Origin of the sequence: Salinisphaera sp. Q1T1-3, assembly GCF_003602005.1 — a bacterium.
Lineage (GTDB): Bacteria > Pseudomonadota > Gammaproteobacteria > Nevskiales > Salinisphaeraceae > Salinisphaera.
In genome coordinates, this window is the sequence record NZ_QZWD01000004.1 from 15409 (window position 1) to 31515 (window position 16107).

Consider the following 16107-nt stretch of genomic DNA (forward strand, 5'->3'; position numbering starts at 1 on the left):
AAACAGGTCGTCTGTCTAGCGGGCGTGATCTTCGAGCCGGGGCAGCACATCGGCCTCGGCGTGCGTCACGTCATCGGGGTAATCGATCTCGATCCAGGGCAGGCCCGTGATATCGGCGGCCTCGAACGCGCTGTCAGCCGCACACATGACCTGCTGGAGCGCGGCTTCGTGCGGGGCATCCGCGTCGGCGGCATGAACCGCCACGCAGGCCTCGAGCACGCGCCGCGCGCTGGCCGGCGACAACCGGAAGAACCCGACCGACTCGCCGACCGTGTCGTAGTCCAGATCGGCGGGCAGGTTCTTGTCGAACGCCACCACCCGGCCATCGGCCAGGGCCACCTTGACCGCCTCGGCGTCATCGGCGGCCACACTGCAGTCGATGGCCAGCCGGTCCGGGGCACCGGCGCCCACGAACCGGGCGAGCAGGCGATCGTCGTAGAGCACGTCGGCGTCCATGAGCAGGACATCGTCATCGCCGGACATGATGTCCCGCGCGGCCATGACGGAGCCCGCGCTGCCTTCGCGAAAAGCCGCGTTATGCACGGTATCGACGGTCATTTCGGGCGCAGCGTCGGGCACGACGGCCGACAGCGCCTGTTCGATCTGCATGGCCTCACTGCCGACGACCACGCTGAGTCGGTGCACACCGGCCGCGGCCAGATGCCGCAAGTGGCGCTCGAGCAGACTCTTGCCCTCGAACGGCAGAAGGCATTTCGGCCCGCCACCGGTGATGCGATCCAGACGACGGCCGAGACCGGCTGCCAGAAGCACTGCGTGCATAGAAAATCCTTCAGGTTTGTCGGATGGACGACCGCGGTTTCTCACCGCGGATACGGCGCGCTCGGCCGGATACGATGCGGCCCTCGGCGATCTGCCAGGCCACCAGACCCGGCAGACCGAGTGACAGCTCGCGCACCCGCTTGACCAGCGACAGCGCCACACCGGTCTCGGCATCGAGCCCGACCAGTGTGGCAAGCAGGGCGAATCCGCCTTCCTGTACGCCGAGCGCCCCGGGGATCACGAACGCGGCGCCGCGAATGGCCTGGCCAAGGGCCTCGATCATGAGCGCATCGTCGACACCGACCGGATGGCCGAGGAAATACAGCGCGAGCCAGACCTCGCCGGTGCCCACGAACCAGCCCACCAGACGCCAGGCCAGTCCGCGCAGCACGACACCCGGCCGGGCATAGATCGCCGCAATCGCGACATCCAGCGCCTTGGCACCACCAACGAAATCCAGCCCCGCGCGGCCGCCGCCGACGCGGTGCACGAAACCGGCCAGGACGCCGAACATGCCGCCGCGCTGCAGCCGGTAGAACGTGGCCAGAATCGCCAGCATCGCGGCAATGCCGATGCCCAGTGCCCAGGCCAGGTCCGGCCGGCTCATCAGGGCCAGAAGCATGAGCAGCCCGGCGATCGCGAACAGCATCTGGCCGATGGCCGCCAGCGTCGTGTCGACCACCACGCTCGCCCCGGTTTCAGCGCCGGCCAGCCCCCGCTTGATGAGCAGGCGGGCCTTGGCGATGTCGCCGCCGATCTGGGCAACCGGCAACAGACCGTTGATCGATTCGCCGATCCAGCGGGCCCAGACGATATGCAATATCGGCGGGCGCGGCCGATCGAACAGCAGGCGCCAGGCGTGGCTGTCGATGACCAGTGGCACCAGATGCCAGGCCGTGACCGCGACCAGACCCCAGCCGACCGCGGCCACCGCACGGGCAAGCGCGCCGGCGCCCTGCCAGGCGAGCATGGCCGTGAACAAAGCCAGCCCGACCAGCAGCATCAACGCTGCCATACGCTTCATGCGACGACTCGTTTAAAACGCGGACCAGATGCCGGTGCGATCAGCGCTTGTTGCGCTTGAAGACCTGCTTGAAGCCGAAATAGGCGATCGAATCCTTCATGTTGGACACGAACCGCTGCCAGCCGCTCATATGGGCATCGGTGACGTACTCGAAAGTCAACGAAATGCGCCGTTCACCGTCGCCGAGCGGGGTGATGCGGTGCCAGACCTCGTCGCCGTTGAAAAAACACATCGCCCCGGGGCGCAGGTTCCGCGCATCGGCCACCGTCTCGCGATTGTCGTCGTTCTTGAACAACTCGAACTCGAGTTTCGAAGAAGACTCGTCGACGACGCCGAGCAGCAGCGTGTAACGCTTGCCGGCATAGTAGGACGTGTCGAAATGCCAGCCGATGTGATCACCCGGCTCGGTGTAGAAATACAATGCATAGGCATGCGGATCGGACTCGGGGCAGACCTCGAGTTTCTCGCCGGTCATCGATTCCAGCCACGCAATGAATTTCGGATTGCGATACAGCGCCGGGATCTCGGGCGCGAGCTCGTCCAGCGTGTAGCGCGAGACCGACCCGCCCTTCTTGTGCCGCGGAATATAGTTGCGATGCACATGATCGATCAGTTCGGGAATCCGGGCCTGAAAACGCGCGGTCGTCTGACTCGGCAGGAACTCGTCGAGGAACAGGAATTCGTTATCGCGCTCGAAACGCGACTTGAGCGCCGGCGTATCCAGCGCGGCGACGAATTCGGCATCGTCGCGGGCATCCGCATCGGCGATGGCCTCGTTGACAGTCGTACTCATAACGTTCTCCGGAACGGAACGGGCCAGAAATCCGGCTTCTGGCCGGTGTAGCGCTGGCCGCCGGCCGGGCCGGCATGTCAGGCATTCAATGAAAGAATGGCGTGGTGCCCGAAATCGGCGGGCCGCCACAAAGCCCCGGCGCGAGTCGGCATTTTTCGCGGCCGCGCCGACGCGCCGTCATGAAGCACCCGCCGACGACGAGCGCCTTGGCGGCGGATGTTGATTCGGATCGGGTACGCGGGTCCATGTCGTGGTTCGGCCGAGCACCGGGAGCCCGATATAGCCGCGCAGCTTGAGATGATCGCGGTCGGCAAGCTGGATACGACAGTCGAACCACTTGCCGCGCTCGGTATCGTAGATCCGGCCGTTGACCCAGTGCGCCTGCTGATCGTCCCCGACATGGTAATCGAGATTCTTGATGATCTTCAGGCCGAGCAGTCGCCGATTGCGCTTCGCCGGATCCGGGTTATGGCGATCGACCACAGGCTGGCCGCCCATGCCCTGATCGTCATCGGCCGGATAGTGATCCTCGGCGAGCCAGGCCAGTCGACCGGGAAAATGACCCGCGTGCGCATCGATTCGGATGATCGCTTCCCCGCCCTCGGTACGCCAGAATCCGGCGATCGCCGCTGCGGGCAACGCCTTGCCCAGTGCCGTTACCGGCACGACGACGAGCCAAAGGAGCGCGAGTGCAGCGACCGGACGCATCACGGACGCTTGCCCGCCGGCAGGTAACGATGCGCGTAGTACCAGGCCACGGCATCCGCCAGCGCGTCACGCGCCGGTCGTGCCCGATAACCCAGTTCGCGCGTGGCCCGCGCGTGCGAGAAGAACATGTGCTTCTTGGCGAGCTTGACGCCATCGACGGTCACCCGCGGCGGTCGGCCGGTCACGCGGGCGATACGCTCGGCCACGTGGGCGACCGGCAGCACGAGATTGTGCGGCAATCTCACGCGCGGCGGCGGCCGATCCACGATTTCTGCCACCAGGGCGAGAATTTCGGCCAGCGTCATGTCCACACCGCCCAGCACATAGCGTCGACCGGACACGCCGCGGGCGTGGGCCTGCAGATGGCCACGGGCCACATCATCGACGTGCACCACGTTGAGCCCGGTATCCACGAAGGCCGGCATGCGACCGGCCGCGGCTTCCAGCACCATCTGGCCGGTCGGCGTGGGCTTGTGATCGCGCGGGCCGATCGGCGCCGACGGATTGACGATCACCGCATCCAGACCGTCGTCGACAAACTCGCGCACGACCGCCTCGGCCAGATATTTCGAGCGTTTGTAGTCGCCGATCATGTCGTCGAGGCAGACCGGCGTGTCCTCGTCGCCCGGTGTGCCGTCCTTGGGAAGGCCCAGCGTGGCCACGCTCGAGGTATAGACAAGACGCGAGACACCGGCTGCCTGGACCGCCTGGCACACCCGACGGGTGCCCTCGACGTTGTTCTCGTACAGCTCTTCGGGATTCGCGGCCCAGAGACGATAGTCGGCCGCGACGTGGAATACCGCGTCGCAACCGGCCATCGCCGCGGCCAGCGCATCCGCATCACCCAGGTCGACCTGCACGGTCTCGACCGACAGGCCTTCGAGCGCGCTCATGTCGCTGGCCGGCCGGCGCGCGGCCACGACCTGCCAGCCGTCACGTAACGCCGCACGCACGACGGCACTGCCGACGAAACCGGTTGCTCCCGTGATCAGACAACGCATCTCAGCGCACCGAGGCGCGCGCCGCGCGCAGTTGGCGGAAATACCAGGTCAGCCATAGCGCGAACGCCGGCGCCCCGATGAACGAGATGATGAGAAACGGCTCCCGCACGTTGCACAGCGTGACCAGCGGGAATAAATAAAGCACGTCCTCGATCTCGAACAGGCCTGCCGAAGGCAGCTTCGCCCCGGCCTTGCCCAGTTCGGTTTCCATGACCATGTGCAGCCAGAAGATGAAGGCCACCGAGCCGCCGGCGATCAACCCCATGATCGGGGCCGCGACGCCGAGGCCGGTGTTCATCAGGCTCCAACCGACCGCAGCGAACAACAGCGTGTGGATGATCGCGTCACAGGCCAGATCGTAGGCATGGCCAAGACGACTGAAGGCGCCGGACAGGCGGGCGAGCTCACCATCTGCATGGTCCACGAAATTAGACAGAGCAAATAGAAAAGCGCCGACGTTGGCAATCGCCAGGTTCTCGTGCGTCAGGCAGATCGTCGAGGCGATCCCGATGGCCAGACGCAGCGTGGTCAGATGATTGGGTCGGGCCGCCGTGCCGTCGAGCGGGCGCACCAGCGCCCGCGCCAGACGTGCATCCAGCGGACGGGCCGGCGCGCCGGTCGCGCGGTTCGCCGAATCGAGGGGATCAGCCATGCTACTCCTTCAAACCATTGTCGACGCGTCCGACAGGAAACAGCGCGGGCACGAGAATCAGCGTCGTGGCGAGGATCGCCAGCATCCCGATCGTCAGCAGTTGCCCCATGCTGGCGGTGCCAGCGTGGTGCGAGAACGCGAGACTGCCGAAACCGGCCATGGTCGTCATCGATGACAATAATACGGCGCGAGCCGTGCTCGTCGCCAGGAAGGCACGGGTCTGACGCCCCTGTCGCAGGCGGTGGACCACATGAATCCCGCTGTCGACACCGACGCCGAGCAGCAAAGGCAACGCAATCACGTTCGCGAAGTTGAACGGTATGCCGAACCATACGGTCGATGCGGACAGGATCAAGCCCGACAGCGCCAACGGCGCGAGCACACGCAGCGTATCCACCACGCTGCGCAACAGCACGAGCAGGAACAACGTGATGAACACCCCGGCATAAATGAATGCCATGACAAAGGCATGCGAGACCGTGCGCCCGGCCGAGATCTCCATCACCGGTGCCCCGGTGATGTGCGGATCCACGCGCTGCACGCTGGCCACGAAGTCCGCCATCACGGATTCATCGGACAGATCGCCCTCGGGGGTGACTTCGACCCGGTAACCGCCGTTCTCGCCGATCCAGCGTTTCTGCAATGCCGCAGGCAGATTATCGAGCGTGACACGCGTTGCCGACAGGGACTGCGACAGCCGCTCGACCTGCCGTGGCAGGCCGCCGAGAATCCGGTCGTGGAGCCCGGCGAGCGCCTGTTTCTGTTTCGCGGCCGGCTGATCGGCCAGCCACGTACGCCATGCATCGAGCGCACGTGCCAGATCATCCGCGGCCGGCGTGGCGCGCGTCTGGCGCGCCCGATAGGCACCGAGCTTGTCGGCAAAAGAGGCGATCGCATCGCGGCGAGCCGAGAAATCGGCGGTCTGGCTCATGTCGGGCGCCATGACGGCCATCGTCAACGCGAGATCGCCGATCGTCGCCAGCTTGGCGTCCTGATGTTTCGGCACATAATCGGCCAGCGTGATCGCCGACGAGACGTGCGGCTGCTTGCTGATGCGCGCCGCGAGCTGCTCGGCGGCCGGGAGCGAGTCGCGGGTGGTGACGAGCGTCAACGGCGAATGATCGCTATGCGAAAGCAGATCGCGATAGGTCTTGACCGACTCCGAGTTCGGGTTCTTCAGGTCCAGCGTGCTCGGGTCGAAGCGCAGGCTCGGCAAGGCCGCCGCGGTCGCGATCGTGGCCAGCCCGGCCACCACCCAGATCACGCGTTGGCTCTTGCGGCCGATGAACGGCGCCCGCGAACGCGTGGCGGTGGCTGCCGGCACCCAGGGTCGCACGAGCGCAATCGCCGCCGGCAGGAACGTCAGACTCACCAGCAGACTGATGAACATGCCCGCGCCCGAGATCAGACCGAGCTCGGCGACTCCGGAATAAGACGTGGGAATGAACGCAAAGAAACCGGCCGCGGTCGTGATTGCGCACAGCCCGAGCGAGGCCCCGACATCGCCGATCGCCACACACAGCGCCTGGCGCACGCTCGCGGCCCGGTCGGTCGTCTCGGCCGCGCGCTCGGCCAGCGCCTCGCGATAACGCAGACACACGTGGATCGCATAATCGATACCGAGACCGATATAGAGCACGGCAAAGGCGATCGAGATCAGATTCAGGCGGCCGACCGCCAACGCCGCGAAGGCCGCTGTGCCGACCAGACCGGCCAGCAACGAGACAAGCGAGACCCCCATCAACGCCCACGAGCGCAGGCCGACATACAACAGGATCGCCACCACGATCAGCGCTGCGATGCCGCCCCAGGCCGCGCCTTGCGTGACGCTGGCCAGTTCTTCGTCGGACAGGGCCACCTCGCCGGTCTGACGGACCCGTACGCCATGCGCGCCGTCGAGCCCGTTGCGCTGGGCCATCTCGCGCACGGCGTTCATCGCCGGCTCGGCCGGCAGCAACCGTGCGTAGTCCAGTTTGGGCTTGGCGATGATGAAGCGCCGATCCGAGACCCCCGGCTGGTCGCCGCCGATCAGCTGTTGCCAGGACAGATTGCCGAACTGCCCGGCCCGCTGAGACGACAGTACGCCGGTCAGCTCGGAGAACACCGGACTCAGATCGAGATCGACCGGCGCATCCGGCGCCATCGCCCGATCGAGCAGATCGAAAAAGGTCGGCAGCGTCGGATCAGCCGTCAGCCGGCCCAGAAAGGGCTGCAGCCGGTTCAGGCGCGCGGCCAGCGCATCGAGCTTGTCCGGCTTGAGATAGAGAAACCCGTTACGCGCAAAGAAATCGCCGCCGCCCGGCTCATAGACGGAGGCGAACAGATCATTGCGCTGGCGCATTGCATCCGCGAGCCTGTCGGTCGCCGCACCGGCCACATCGGCATCGCTGCCGTCGATCACCACCACGAGATTATCGGTATAGACCGGAAACGCGTGCTGGTAATTGATGTAATCCTGGCGCCAGCCCACGTCGGCGCTGATCAGATTCGCATCGTCCGTATCCATGGACAGATGCGTCGCGGCGAAGGCACCGACCAGCAGCGTGAGCAGCACGCCCGCCGCGACCACCAAGGCCGCATGCCGTGTCATCAAACCGATCCAGGCCGCGAGTGCTGCGCTGATTCGCTTGCTCATGCGGCCGCCTCGCGGTCGAAGGCCGGGGCAAGCGCGGCCAGCGTCGTCCGCGCCGCGCGGAACGCCACGGCCAGATGTTTCAAGCCCCGCAATTCGGCATGCAGACGTCGCGGCCGGCCGATCATGGCGCGGGTCAAGGCCAGCGGCTGGAGATGCCCGGACTCGTCCATGGCTGCGCGAGCGGCTGACGGCAGCACCATATTGGCATCATCGAGCACGGCGCGAACCGCGAGAAAAGGGACGCCGCGTTCTGCGGCCACCCGGGCGATCGCACCGCTTTCCATGTCGCAGCCGATGGCACCGGTCGCGCTGTACAGGGCTGCCTTGGCCCTGGCATCGGCCAGCACGACCGGCGTTTCGGCGATATCGACCGATGCAGCGTTCAGGCCCGGCGGCACCCGCGAGGCGATCGCGGCCCGCCAGGCCGGATCCACGCAATGACGTTGGCCGTCGGCATCGATGATACTGCCGGCCAGCAGGAGATCCCCCGGAGCGGCGGCCGGCGACAGGGCCGCGGCGACGCCCCAGCTGACCAGTCCGGTCGCACCCTCATCGATCGCCCGGCGGGCTGCCGCCTCGGCCCGGGTCGGCCCCATGCCACCGAGGATCACGCGGCTGCCGTCGAGCCGATACGCGCTGCCGAGCGCCGGCAGGCGCGCGAGTGCCCGCGCCTCTCCAGGCAGTGCCGCGATAAAGGCGATGCGATCGGGGGCCGGCTGACTCATGTCGCTCGCCGCAGGGCGTCGATCGCGTGGCAGATCCGCGATGAATGAATCATGCGCACGTCAGACCTCGTCCGCTGTCTCGATCGTGTCCACCGTCATCGGCGACGTGGCCCCGTGCAGATTGCGATAACGCGCCAGCGCCCACATCGGGAAGTAGCGTGTGTAACCGTGATACTTGAGATAGAACACACGCGGGAAACCCGGCGCGGTGTGCTCGGGATCGTGCCAGATGCCATCACTGGCCTGACGGGCGATCAGCCACGCCGCGCCACGCGCCAGCGCCGGTGTATCGCGCTCACCGGCTGCCATCAGGCCGAGCATCGCCCAGGCGGTCTGAAAACTGGTCGAGACATCGGCCCGGCCGCGCGGCGGGTCCCAGTAGGTGCCGTTGTCCTCGCCCCAGCTGCCGTCGGTACGCTGCATCCCCTTGAGATAGGCCACGGCCCGCTGGATCCAGTCCTGGTTCATGTCCTCACCCAGCACTTCGAGTGCCGTCAGGACCGACCACGTGCCGTATACGTAATTGGTCCCCCAGCGACCGAACCAGGAGCCGTCCGCTTCCTGCGTGCGTTTGAGATACGCCAGCGCACGGCGGATGAACGGCCGGTCCTGCGGACGCTTGAGCAGACCGGCCAGCGTCAGGACACGCGCGGTCACATCGGCCGTGGGCGGGTCGAGCAACGCGCCGTGATCGGCAAACGGAATCGCGTTGAGATATTCGTGATTGTTATCCGAATCGAAGGCCGCGACGCCACCGTTGGCCGACTGCATACCGACCAGCCAGTCGGTGGCCCGCGTGATCGCGCGGCCATAGGTGGCATGGTCGCCGGTGTTGTACATCGCCCAGGCGATGACCGCCGTGTCGTCCAGATCCGGATAGTGATCGTTGGCGTACTGGAACGGCCAGCCACCGCCGGCCAGCTCCGGATGACCGCGGCGCCAGTCGCCGGCGCCGTCCAGCACCTGCCGGGCAGCCAGCCAGTCGAGCCCGGCGCGCACCGGCGGCGTATCGCCTTGGCCGGCCGCTTCCTGCAGCGCCAGGATACCCAGCCCGGTATCCCAGACCGGCGAGACACAGGGCTGCACGTTGGCCATCTCGCCGTGCTCGAAGACCAGGTCATCCAGCGCCTTGCGCTGGCTGGCCCGATAGGGATGATCGGCCGCATAGCCGAGCTCGCCCAGCGCCTCGTAGACGTTGACCATCGCCGGGAAGATGGCGCCGATGCCGTCCTCGCCGTTGAGCCGCTCGATGATCCAGGCCTCGGCCTTGCGGATCGCGCGCTTGCGCACCATCTGCGGAATCAGCGGCTCGACGCGCCGGCCCACGGCATCCAGCCCCTTGAACAGGTGCTGCAACGGGCTGGAGACCGGCACGAAATCGCGTTGCTGCTCCGGCGGAACCGTGAACAGTTCGCGCACGTTCACGCCGGCCGGGTTCTTGGCCATGGCCCGCAGACTGGTCAGGATGAACAACGGCACCATCACCGTGCGCGACCAGTACGAGACCTTCGACAGGTGGAACGGCGAGATCTCCGGCATGAGCATGACCTCCACCGGAATGAAGGGCACCGCCCGCCAGGGCACCTGACCGAACTGGGCGAGCGCGATCAGGGTGAACACGTTGACCTGGCCGGCCCCGCCGCGCGCCCGGATTGCCTCGCGCGCGTGAACCATGTGCGGCGCATCGACATCATCACCGGCCAGCTTCAGCGCGTAGTAGCACTTGACCGAACACGACAGATCCATGTCGCCGCCGTAGTACAGCGGCCAGCCGCCGTGGGCTGCCTGCTTGTGACGAATGAAACGTGCCACGCGGGCCTGCACGTCGCGATCGATATCGCCGACGAAGTGCATCATCATGATGTATTCGGCCGGGATCGTGCAGTCGGCCTCGCACTCGTAGCACCAGTGGCCGTCGCTTTTCTGCTCGGCATGCAGTCTGGATGCCGCCGCCTCGATCGCGGCCTCGAGACCGGCCGGTGGCGCGACCCGTGGGGCCTGTGCCTTGGGCATGCTGGCAATATCGTTGATCGGGGCCGCCGGATCATCGGCGAGCTTCGGCGTCAGCGCGGGCAACTCGCCGGCCGTCATGTGGAACAGATAACGCAGCCGGTCGTCGTCGGAAACCGCGAGATTGGTCGTCAATACCGTGGCCTGGACGGTGCGACGCGAAACCTTGACCTGCGAGGCATGCGTGAAATGCGGATTCGCCTGGATCTTGCGCAGGGTCAGCAGCGCCAGGCCGATCGCCCACAGACAGAAACGCCGCATGCCCTTCTGTTCGCCGGGAATACGCAGCGTGTATTCCAGCGCGTTGCGCAGATGGCCGTGGGCCAGCCCGATCAGCTCCGACAGGCCGGCCGCGAAGGCCGGGTCATGACCGATATCGGCCATGGCGGACAGATCGTAGCCGTGGCGGGCAAAGAGATCCCGCGGCAGCCAGCAGACGCCGCGTTCACGATCGGCCCAGATATCCTTGAGGATATTGGTCATCTGCAGACCCTGGCCGAACGATACCGCGAGCCGATTGAGCTCGGCGTCGTGCTCGCCGATTTCAGGCTCGTAATCGGTGAACACGCTGGTCAGCATCTCGCCGACCACGCCGGCCACGAAATAACAGTAGCGATCCAGATGAGCCAGCGTGGGCAGCCCCTCGCTGGTCACCGCTCCCTCGTATTCCGGCATGCCGGCACACATGATGCGCACGCAGCGCGCGATCGCGGCCTGACGGTTCGCCCCCAGGCCGAGCGTGACGGTCAGCACATCGGCCGTATGCGCCACGAGTCGGCGCTCTTCGTCGAGCGTGGCCGCCGACAGCTGCGGCGCCAGCCGCGTGCCGAACGCCGCCGCCCCGGCACCGCTTTCCACGACGTTGACGAATTCGGCGTGCCAGGCGGCCTTGTCGGCGCGCGCCATCTCGGCATCGTCTTCGATCGTGTCCGCGATCCGGCACAGCAGATACGCATTGCCGATGGCGATCCGCAGTGGCTCCGGCAACTCCGGAATGGTCAGCGCAAACGTACGCGAGACATGCGGCAGGATCTCGTCCTGAAAGGCCAGCGCGAGCCGGCCTGACGGCGTCTGAAGAGGTGCTTGTGACATGAACGAGCGACTTCCCAGGTTTGGGCCGGCGGGAGGGCCGCGCTCTGGGCGACCGACCGGCGGCAGCACCGCGCATTCGACGCGCTTGACGCTGCCCGACAACAATGGCTAGCTAGCCCGCCACTGTCTCGCTGGCGGCATTCAAAAAGTGCCGGCCGGCCTCAAGGCGAACCGCCGATGGAACCGTATCAAGCGACGCATTATAGCCAACGCATCGAACACGTGCTTGAGGCCTGTCTGCCGACCGAGGATCGGGCACCGGCACGGCTGCACGAAGCGATGCGCTATGCCGCGCTTTCACCGGGCAAACGCATGCGGCCGCGCCTGGTCTATGCCGCCGCCACGGCACTCGGCGTGCCGCTGTCGCGCGTGGACGGGGCCGCGGCCGCCATCGAGCTGATCCATGCCTACTCGCTGGTCCACGACGATCTGCCGGCCATGGATGACGACGATCTGCGACGCGGCCGGCCCACGACGCACAAGGCCTTCGACGATGCGACCGCGATTCTGGCCGGCGACGCCTTGCAGGCCCTGGCCTTCGAGATCGTGGCCACGCATGCCGGACTCGACGACGCGCCGGCCGCACGCGTGGCGGTCATCCGCCGCCTCGGCCGGGCCGTGGGCTCGCGGGGCATGGTCGGCGGCCAGGCGCTGGACATAGCCTTCGAAGGGCAGACTGGCGTGACCGTCGAGGACCTGGAGACGGTCCACAACCTCAAGACCGGCGCCCTGCTTTCGGCCGCGGTGATGATGGCCGCGGCCGCCGCCGACGATCTGTCATCCGATGTCGCCGAATGCCTGGAAATCTTCGCTGCCCGTATCGGGCTGGCCTTTCAGGTTCGCGACGACGTGCTGGACATCGAGTCCACCACCGAGCAGCTCGGCAAGCAACAAGGCGCCGACATCGCCCACGACAAGGCGACCTATCCGGCCCTGCTGGGTCTAGACGAGGCCAAGGCGCTGGCCGACCGGCTCTATACCGAGGCCACGGCCGCGCTCGATATCCTGGGCGATCGCGCCGACGATCTCCGCGCGCTGGCCGCCGAAATCGTCAAACGCGATCGCTGAATACAACGGCGCCGCCCGCTCGCGGCGGGCGAGCGCGCCTCAGCCGTTGTCGCGCGACGGCGTGCGGAAAGTGTAGGCGAAGGTTTGCTGGCCGCTGGCCGGCACCTTGACCTGCCACTCCGGTGCTCCGGGCTGGCCGCCGCTGCGCTTGGGCGCATCGGGACCGAGTTGGCCGTTGGACGGCAGACGCTCGGCGATCGTCACCGTGCGCGGTGCATCGGTGGCGTTGTGCAGTGTGATCGTGACCTTATGGGTGGCATTGTCACCGGCGGCGACGCGGTGCGTGCCGGTGATGTCGAAGGCCTGGCCCAGCGCCAGATCGATCGGCGCCCCGGCCGGCGTGTCGTCGAGCTGATCACCGCCCATCAACTGAGCCTGGCGTGACGCGTCATAGATCCGGATCGCCCCGGATGGCAACGGTTTGTCGCTCTGGTTGACCGCGTGCAGCACGAGATCGGCATGGTCCCGCGTGTCACCGGAATCGCTCATCGCATGATGTTCGAAACGCGTCTCGCGTTTCGCATCCAGCGTCAACGGCCCCAGAAGCGAGACACCGCGCGTGGCACCTGCCGGGACGTGCAGACCGCCGGACAACGGATAACGATACAGCCCGCCCGCCGATTCCGGCGCACCCATGCGCTCGGTCTTGGTCCGCGCCTGGGCCATCATCACCATCGGCTGTGGACCGCCACCGTGTGCCCGATTCACCTCGCCGGCCACCAGCCAGGCCTTGTCCGCGTCGAGCGGCGTATCGCCGCTGTTGTCGATTACCGCGCTGGCCTGCAGTGCAAGCTTGCCGGTGCGCGCGTCATAACGCCCGGTATAGCTGGCCTGCCAACCCGGCGCGGGCCGCTGATACAGCAGCTCGAGGTCGGCCTGGCCGGCCTGATCGGCGACCACATGCAACGTGAGCGGCGTGGCACCGAGCGTACCGCCCTGGCCGGCCGGCCAGCTCAGCAGCACCGGCGCATTCGCCGGCACCCGCTCGATGCGATCATTCACGCGAACCAGCGCCGCATCGCCGTCCATGCCGACGAGCGTGCCCTGTCGTGCCTGCCCGCCGCCGACATCCTGCAGGCGCACTGGCTGACCGATACGCGATGACAGATCGGTGCGCGCCGGCGCGCCGACATCGAAACCGGCCAGACGAATGCCCTTGCCCTGCAGGGAGAGACTGTCGGCCGCCGGCGGCACCGCCACCGGCCAGTCAATATCCTGAGCGCCGGCGTCAAGATCGACCGTTCGATCATCGGCGACCACCGCCATGCCCCGACTGTAGAGCGCAATCGCATCGACGCTATCCCGCGACGGCCCGCCATCGGCGGCCAACGCGGTGTTCGAGGCGGCGATCACCGACAGACCGGCGACGGTCAGGGCAGGAACGATTCGTTTCATCTCGGAACTCCTTCGCGCCGGCGCTGGCTCTGGCGCATCAGCAAAACCAGCAACGCGATCGCCGGCAGCCCGGCGACGGCCGTGTACAAGAAAAACCAGGCATAACCGCCGTAGTCGTCGACCACCCAGCCGGAAAAGCCGCCGATGAACTTGCCCGGCAGCGTCATCAACGACGAGAACAGCGCATATTGCGTTGCGGTGTAGTCAGTATTGGTCAGGCTCGATAAATAAGCGATGAACGAGGTCATCGCAATGCCGCCGGCCAGATTCTCGGCCGAGATCGTGATGGCCAGATCGACCAGACCGGGGCCGTTGACGGTGGCCAGCCAAGCAAACACGAGATTGGCGCTGGAGGTGAGCACGGCCCCGGCGAACACGGTCTTCAAGAGGCCGATCCGGGCCACGAGCAGGCCGCCGAGGGCCGCCCCGGCCAATGTCATGGCCAACCCGAAGATCTTGGAGACACTGGCGATCTCGTCCGGGGTATAGCCGATGTCGAGATAGAACGGGTTCGACATCACCGCCAACGTGATATCGGATAGCCGGTACACCCCCACCAGACAGAGAATCGCGATCGCCTGGCGGCGATAACGCGAGAAGAAATCCCAGAACGGACAGACGATCGTGCCGATGACCAGACGCTCGACGCGCTGCAGCCAGACCGGGTGCGCGGATCGCGCGGCCAGCCAGTCGATCGCCCACTGCTCGCGCAGCTCGGTGTCGCGGCCGGCCTCGACCGCCGGCTCGCCGAGTGCCAACACCGTGAGCATGCCGATCGCGACCAGCCCCGCCATCACGAGATAGGCCGTCGACCACGACGCGGCCGCGGCGATATAGAACGCCCCGGCCCCGGCGACCAGCATCGCAATGCGGTAGCCGGCCAGATACATCGCCGCCATCGCCCCCTGCTGATCGCGGGCCACTGCCTCGATGCGCCAGGCATCCACCGTGACGTCCTGGGTCGCCGCCGAGAACGCCACCAGCAGCCCGAACCAGGCCATCGCTTCCAGATTCGTCGCCGGGTCCGTCCGGGCCATGCAGAACAGCCCGACCATCAACCCGACCTGGGCGACAAGCATCCAGCTGCGGCGTCGCCCCAGCCAGCGTGTCAGTCCCGGCACCCGCGCCCGGTCGATGACCGGCGCCCAGAAGAACTTGATCGAATAGGTGATGCCGATCCAGGAGAAGAAACCGATCGCGGTCTTCGACACGCCGACCGTGGCCAGCCACGCCGACAGCGTCGAGAAGACCAGCAGATACGGCAGCCCGGAAGAAAACCCGAGCAAGGCCATGCCGATTACACGCGGCCGCGTGTAATTGACCAGCGCACCGCGCCAGTCGCGACGATTCGGCTCCGGGCCGGGTCCTGCCCGGCCGGCAACACGGAAATCAGAATGTGACGTCATAATCGATGGTCAGCGGCGCATGATCGGACAGGCGCGACTCGCGATACACATACTCGGACCGGGCCGCCGCGGCCAGCCCAGGGGTGGCGACGTGATAATCGATACGCCAGCCCACGTTCTTGTCCCAGGCCGCGCCGCGCTGGGACCACCAGGTGAACTGATCCTCGTCGGGATTGATCTCGCGAAAGACATCGACCAGACCGACATCGCCGAACACCGCGCTCATCCATTCGCGCTCGTGCGGCAGAAAACCCGAGTTCTTGCGATTGTTCTTCCAGTTCTTCAGATCGATCTCCTTGTGCGCGATGTTCCAGTCGCCACAGATCAGATAATCGCCGGGCTCGGCGGCACGGGCTCGCAGGAAGTCCAGGAAATACGCGAGATAGCGCTCCTTGGAATCCTGTCGATGATCGCCGGACGAGCCCGAGGGCGCATAGAGGCTGGCGATACGCAGATCGCCCTCGGGCCGCGCGAAGCGAGCCTCGATATAGCGGCCTTCCGCATCGAACTCGTCGTGTCCCATGCCGCGGATGATTTCATCGGGCTCGCGCCGGCTGTAGAGCGCCACCCCGGAGTACCCCTTGCGGCGCGTCGCCTCTTCGTAGAAACAATGATAGCCGGCCGGCCAGAACGCCTCGATGCCGTCCAGCTGATGCTGCTGCGCCTTGAGCTCCTGGATGGCCACCACGTCGGGCGCCTGTGTGGACATCCACTCGAAGAACCCCTTGCGCTGAGCCGCACGGATACCGTTGGCGTTGAAGGACATCACCCGCATGAAGAATCGTTCCCTGCATTGAATGGCACAAGACCGCCTGTCG

13 protein-coding genes are annotated in these 16107 nt (G+C 66.5%); 1 reads left to right on the forward strand and 12 read right to left on the reverse strand.

Going from position 1 to position 16107, the window contains the following annotated elements; translation table 11 throughout:
• Positions 1-15 precede the first annotated feature (15 nt).
• The 9 genes from D3260_RS05130 to shc all read right to left on the reverse strand — a co-directional run bounded on the left by D3260_RS05130 (position 16) and on the right by shc (position 11420).
• The gene (locus D3260_RS05130; protein WP_158583404.1) at positions 16-780 is read right to left on the reverse strand and encodes an NTP transferase domain-containing protein; all 765 of its coding nucleotides are present in this window, start codon (positions 778-780) and stop codon (positions 16-18) included.
• A gap of 10 nt (positions 781-790) precedes the next feature.
• Positions 791-1804 (reverse strand): lysylphosphatidylglycerol synthase domain-containing protein, encoded by a 1014-nt coding sequence (locus tag D3260_RS05135; protein ID WP_120097514.1) that lies wholly within the window; start codon positions 1802-1804, stop codon positions 791-793.
• Between the two features lie 40 nt (positions 1805-1844).
• Positions 1845-2597, reverse strand: coding sequence for a 2OG-Fe(II) oxygenase (locus D3260_RS05140; RefSeq protein WP_120097515.1), 753 nt, complete (start codon positions 2595-2597; stop codon positions 1845-1847).
• Positions 2598-2774: 177 nt separating this feature from the next.
• A complete protein-coding gene (locus D3260_RS05145) occupies positions 2775-3305 on the reverse strand; it encodes a DUF2147 domain-containing protein (RefSeq protein WP_120097516.1) in 531 nt (176 codons plus the stop codon).
• Positions 3305-4306, reverse strand: a complete 1002-nt coding sequence (hpnA, locus tag D3260_RS05150; protein WP_120097517.1) for a hopanoid-associated sugar epimerase — start codon at positions 4304-4306, stop codon at positions 3305-3307. Before hpnA ends, D3260_RS05145 begins: the two co-directional genes overlap by 1 nt.
• Position 4307: 1 nt before the next feature.
• Complete coding sequence (locus D3260_RS05155; RefSeq protein WP_120097518.1) at positions 4308-4958, reverse strand: CDP-alcohol phosphatidyltransferase family protein; 651 nt, start codon at positions 4956-4958, stop codon at positions 4308-4310.
• A 1-nt stretch (position 4959) separates the two neighbouring features.
• A complete protein-coding gene (locus D3260_RS05160) occupies positions 4960-7593 on the reverse strand; it encodes an MMPL family transporter (RefSeq protein WP_120097519.1) in 2634 nt (877 codons plus the stop codon).
• Positions 7590-8318: a purine phosphorylase gene (locus tag D3260_RS05165; RefSeq protein ID WP_120097520.1), complete on the reverse strand. Its 729-nt coding sequence runs from the start codon at positions 8316-8318 to the stop codon at positions 7590-7592. Before D3260_RS05165 ends, D3260_RS05160 begins: the two co-directional genes overlap by 4 nt.
• A gap of 60 nt (positions 8319-8378) precedes the next feature.
• Complete coding sequence (shc, locus tag D3260_RS05170; protein WP_120097521.1) at positions 8379-11420, reverse strand: squalene--hopene cyclase; 3042 nt, start codon at positions 11418-11420, stop codon at positions 8379-8381.
• A 177-nt stretch (positions 11421-11597) separates the two neighbouring features.
• On the opposite strand from shc, the gene D3260_RS05175 reads away from it, so the two are divergent.
• Positions 11598-12488 carry a polyprenyl synthetase family protein gene (locus D3260_RS05175; protein WP_120097522.1) on the forward strand — a complete coding sequence of 297 codons (891 nt, stop codon included), beginning with the start codon at positions 11598-11600 and terminating at the stop codon, positions 12486-12488.
• A gap of 39 nt (positions 12489-12527) precedes the next feature.
• Here the strand turns inward: D3260_RS05175 and D3260_RS05180 are convergent, their stop codons facing one another.
• From D3260_RS05180 to D3260_RS05190, 3 genes are read right to left on the reverse strand one after another with little or no spacing between them, the layout of a single operon-like run.
• Complete coding sequence (locus D3260_RS05180; RefSeq protein WP_120097523.1) at positions 12528-13883, reverse strand: DUF4139 domain-containing protein; 1356 nt, start codon at positions 13881-13883, stop codon at positions 12528-12530.
• Positions 13880-15289, reverse strand: a complete 1410-nt coding sequence (locus D3260_RS05185) for an MFS transporter (protein ID WP_120097524.1) — start codon at positions 15287-15289, stop codon at positions 13880-13882. Before D3260_RS05185 ends, D3260_RS05180 begins: the two co-directional genes overlap by 4 nt.
• Entirely contained in the window at positions 15273-16064 is a 792-nt protein-coding gene (locus D3260_RS05190) for an exodeoxyribonuclease III (RefSeq protein ID WP_120097525.1), read from the reverse strand. The genes D3260_RS05185 and D3260_RS05190 overlap by 17 nt, the downstream gene beginning before the upstream one ends.
• Positions 16065-16107 lie beyond the last annotated feature (43 nt).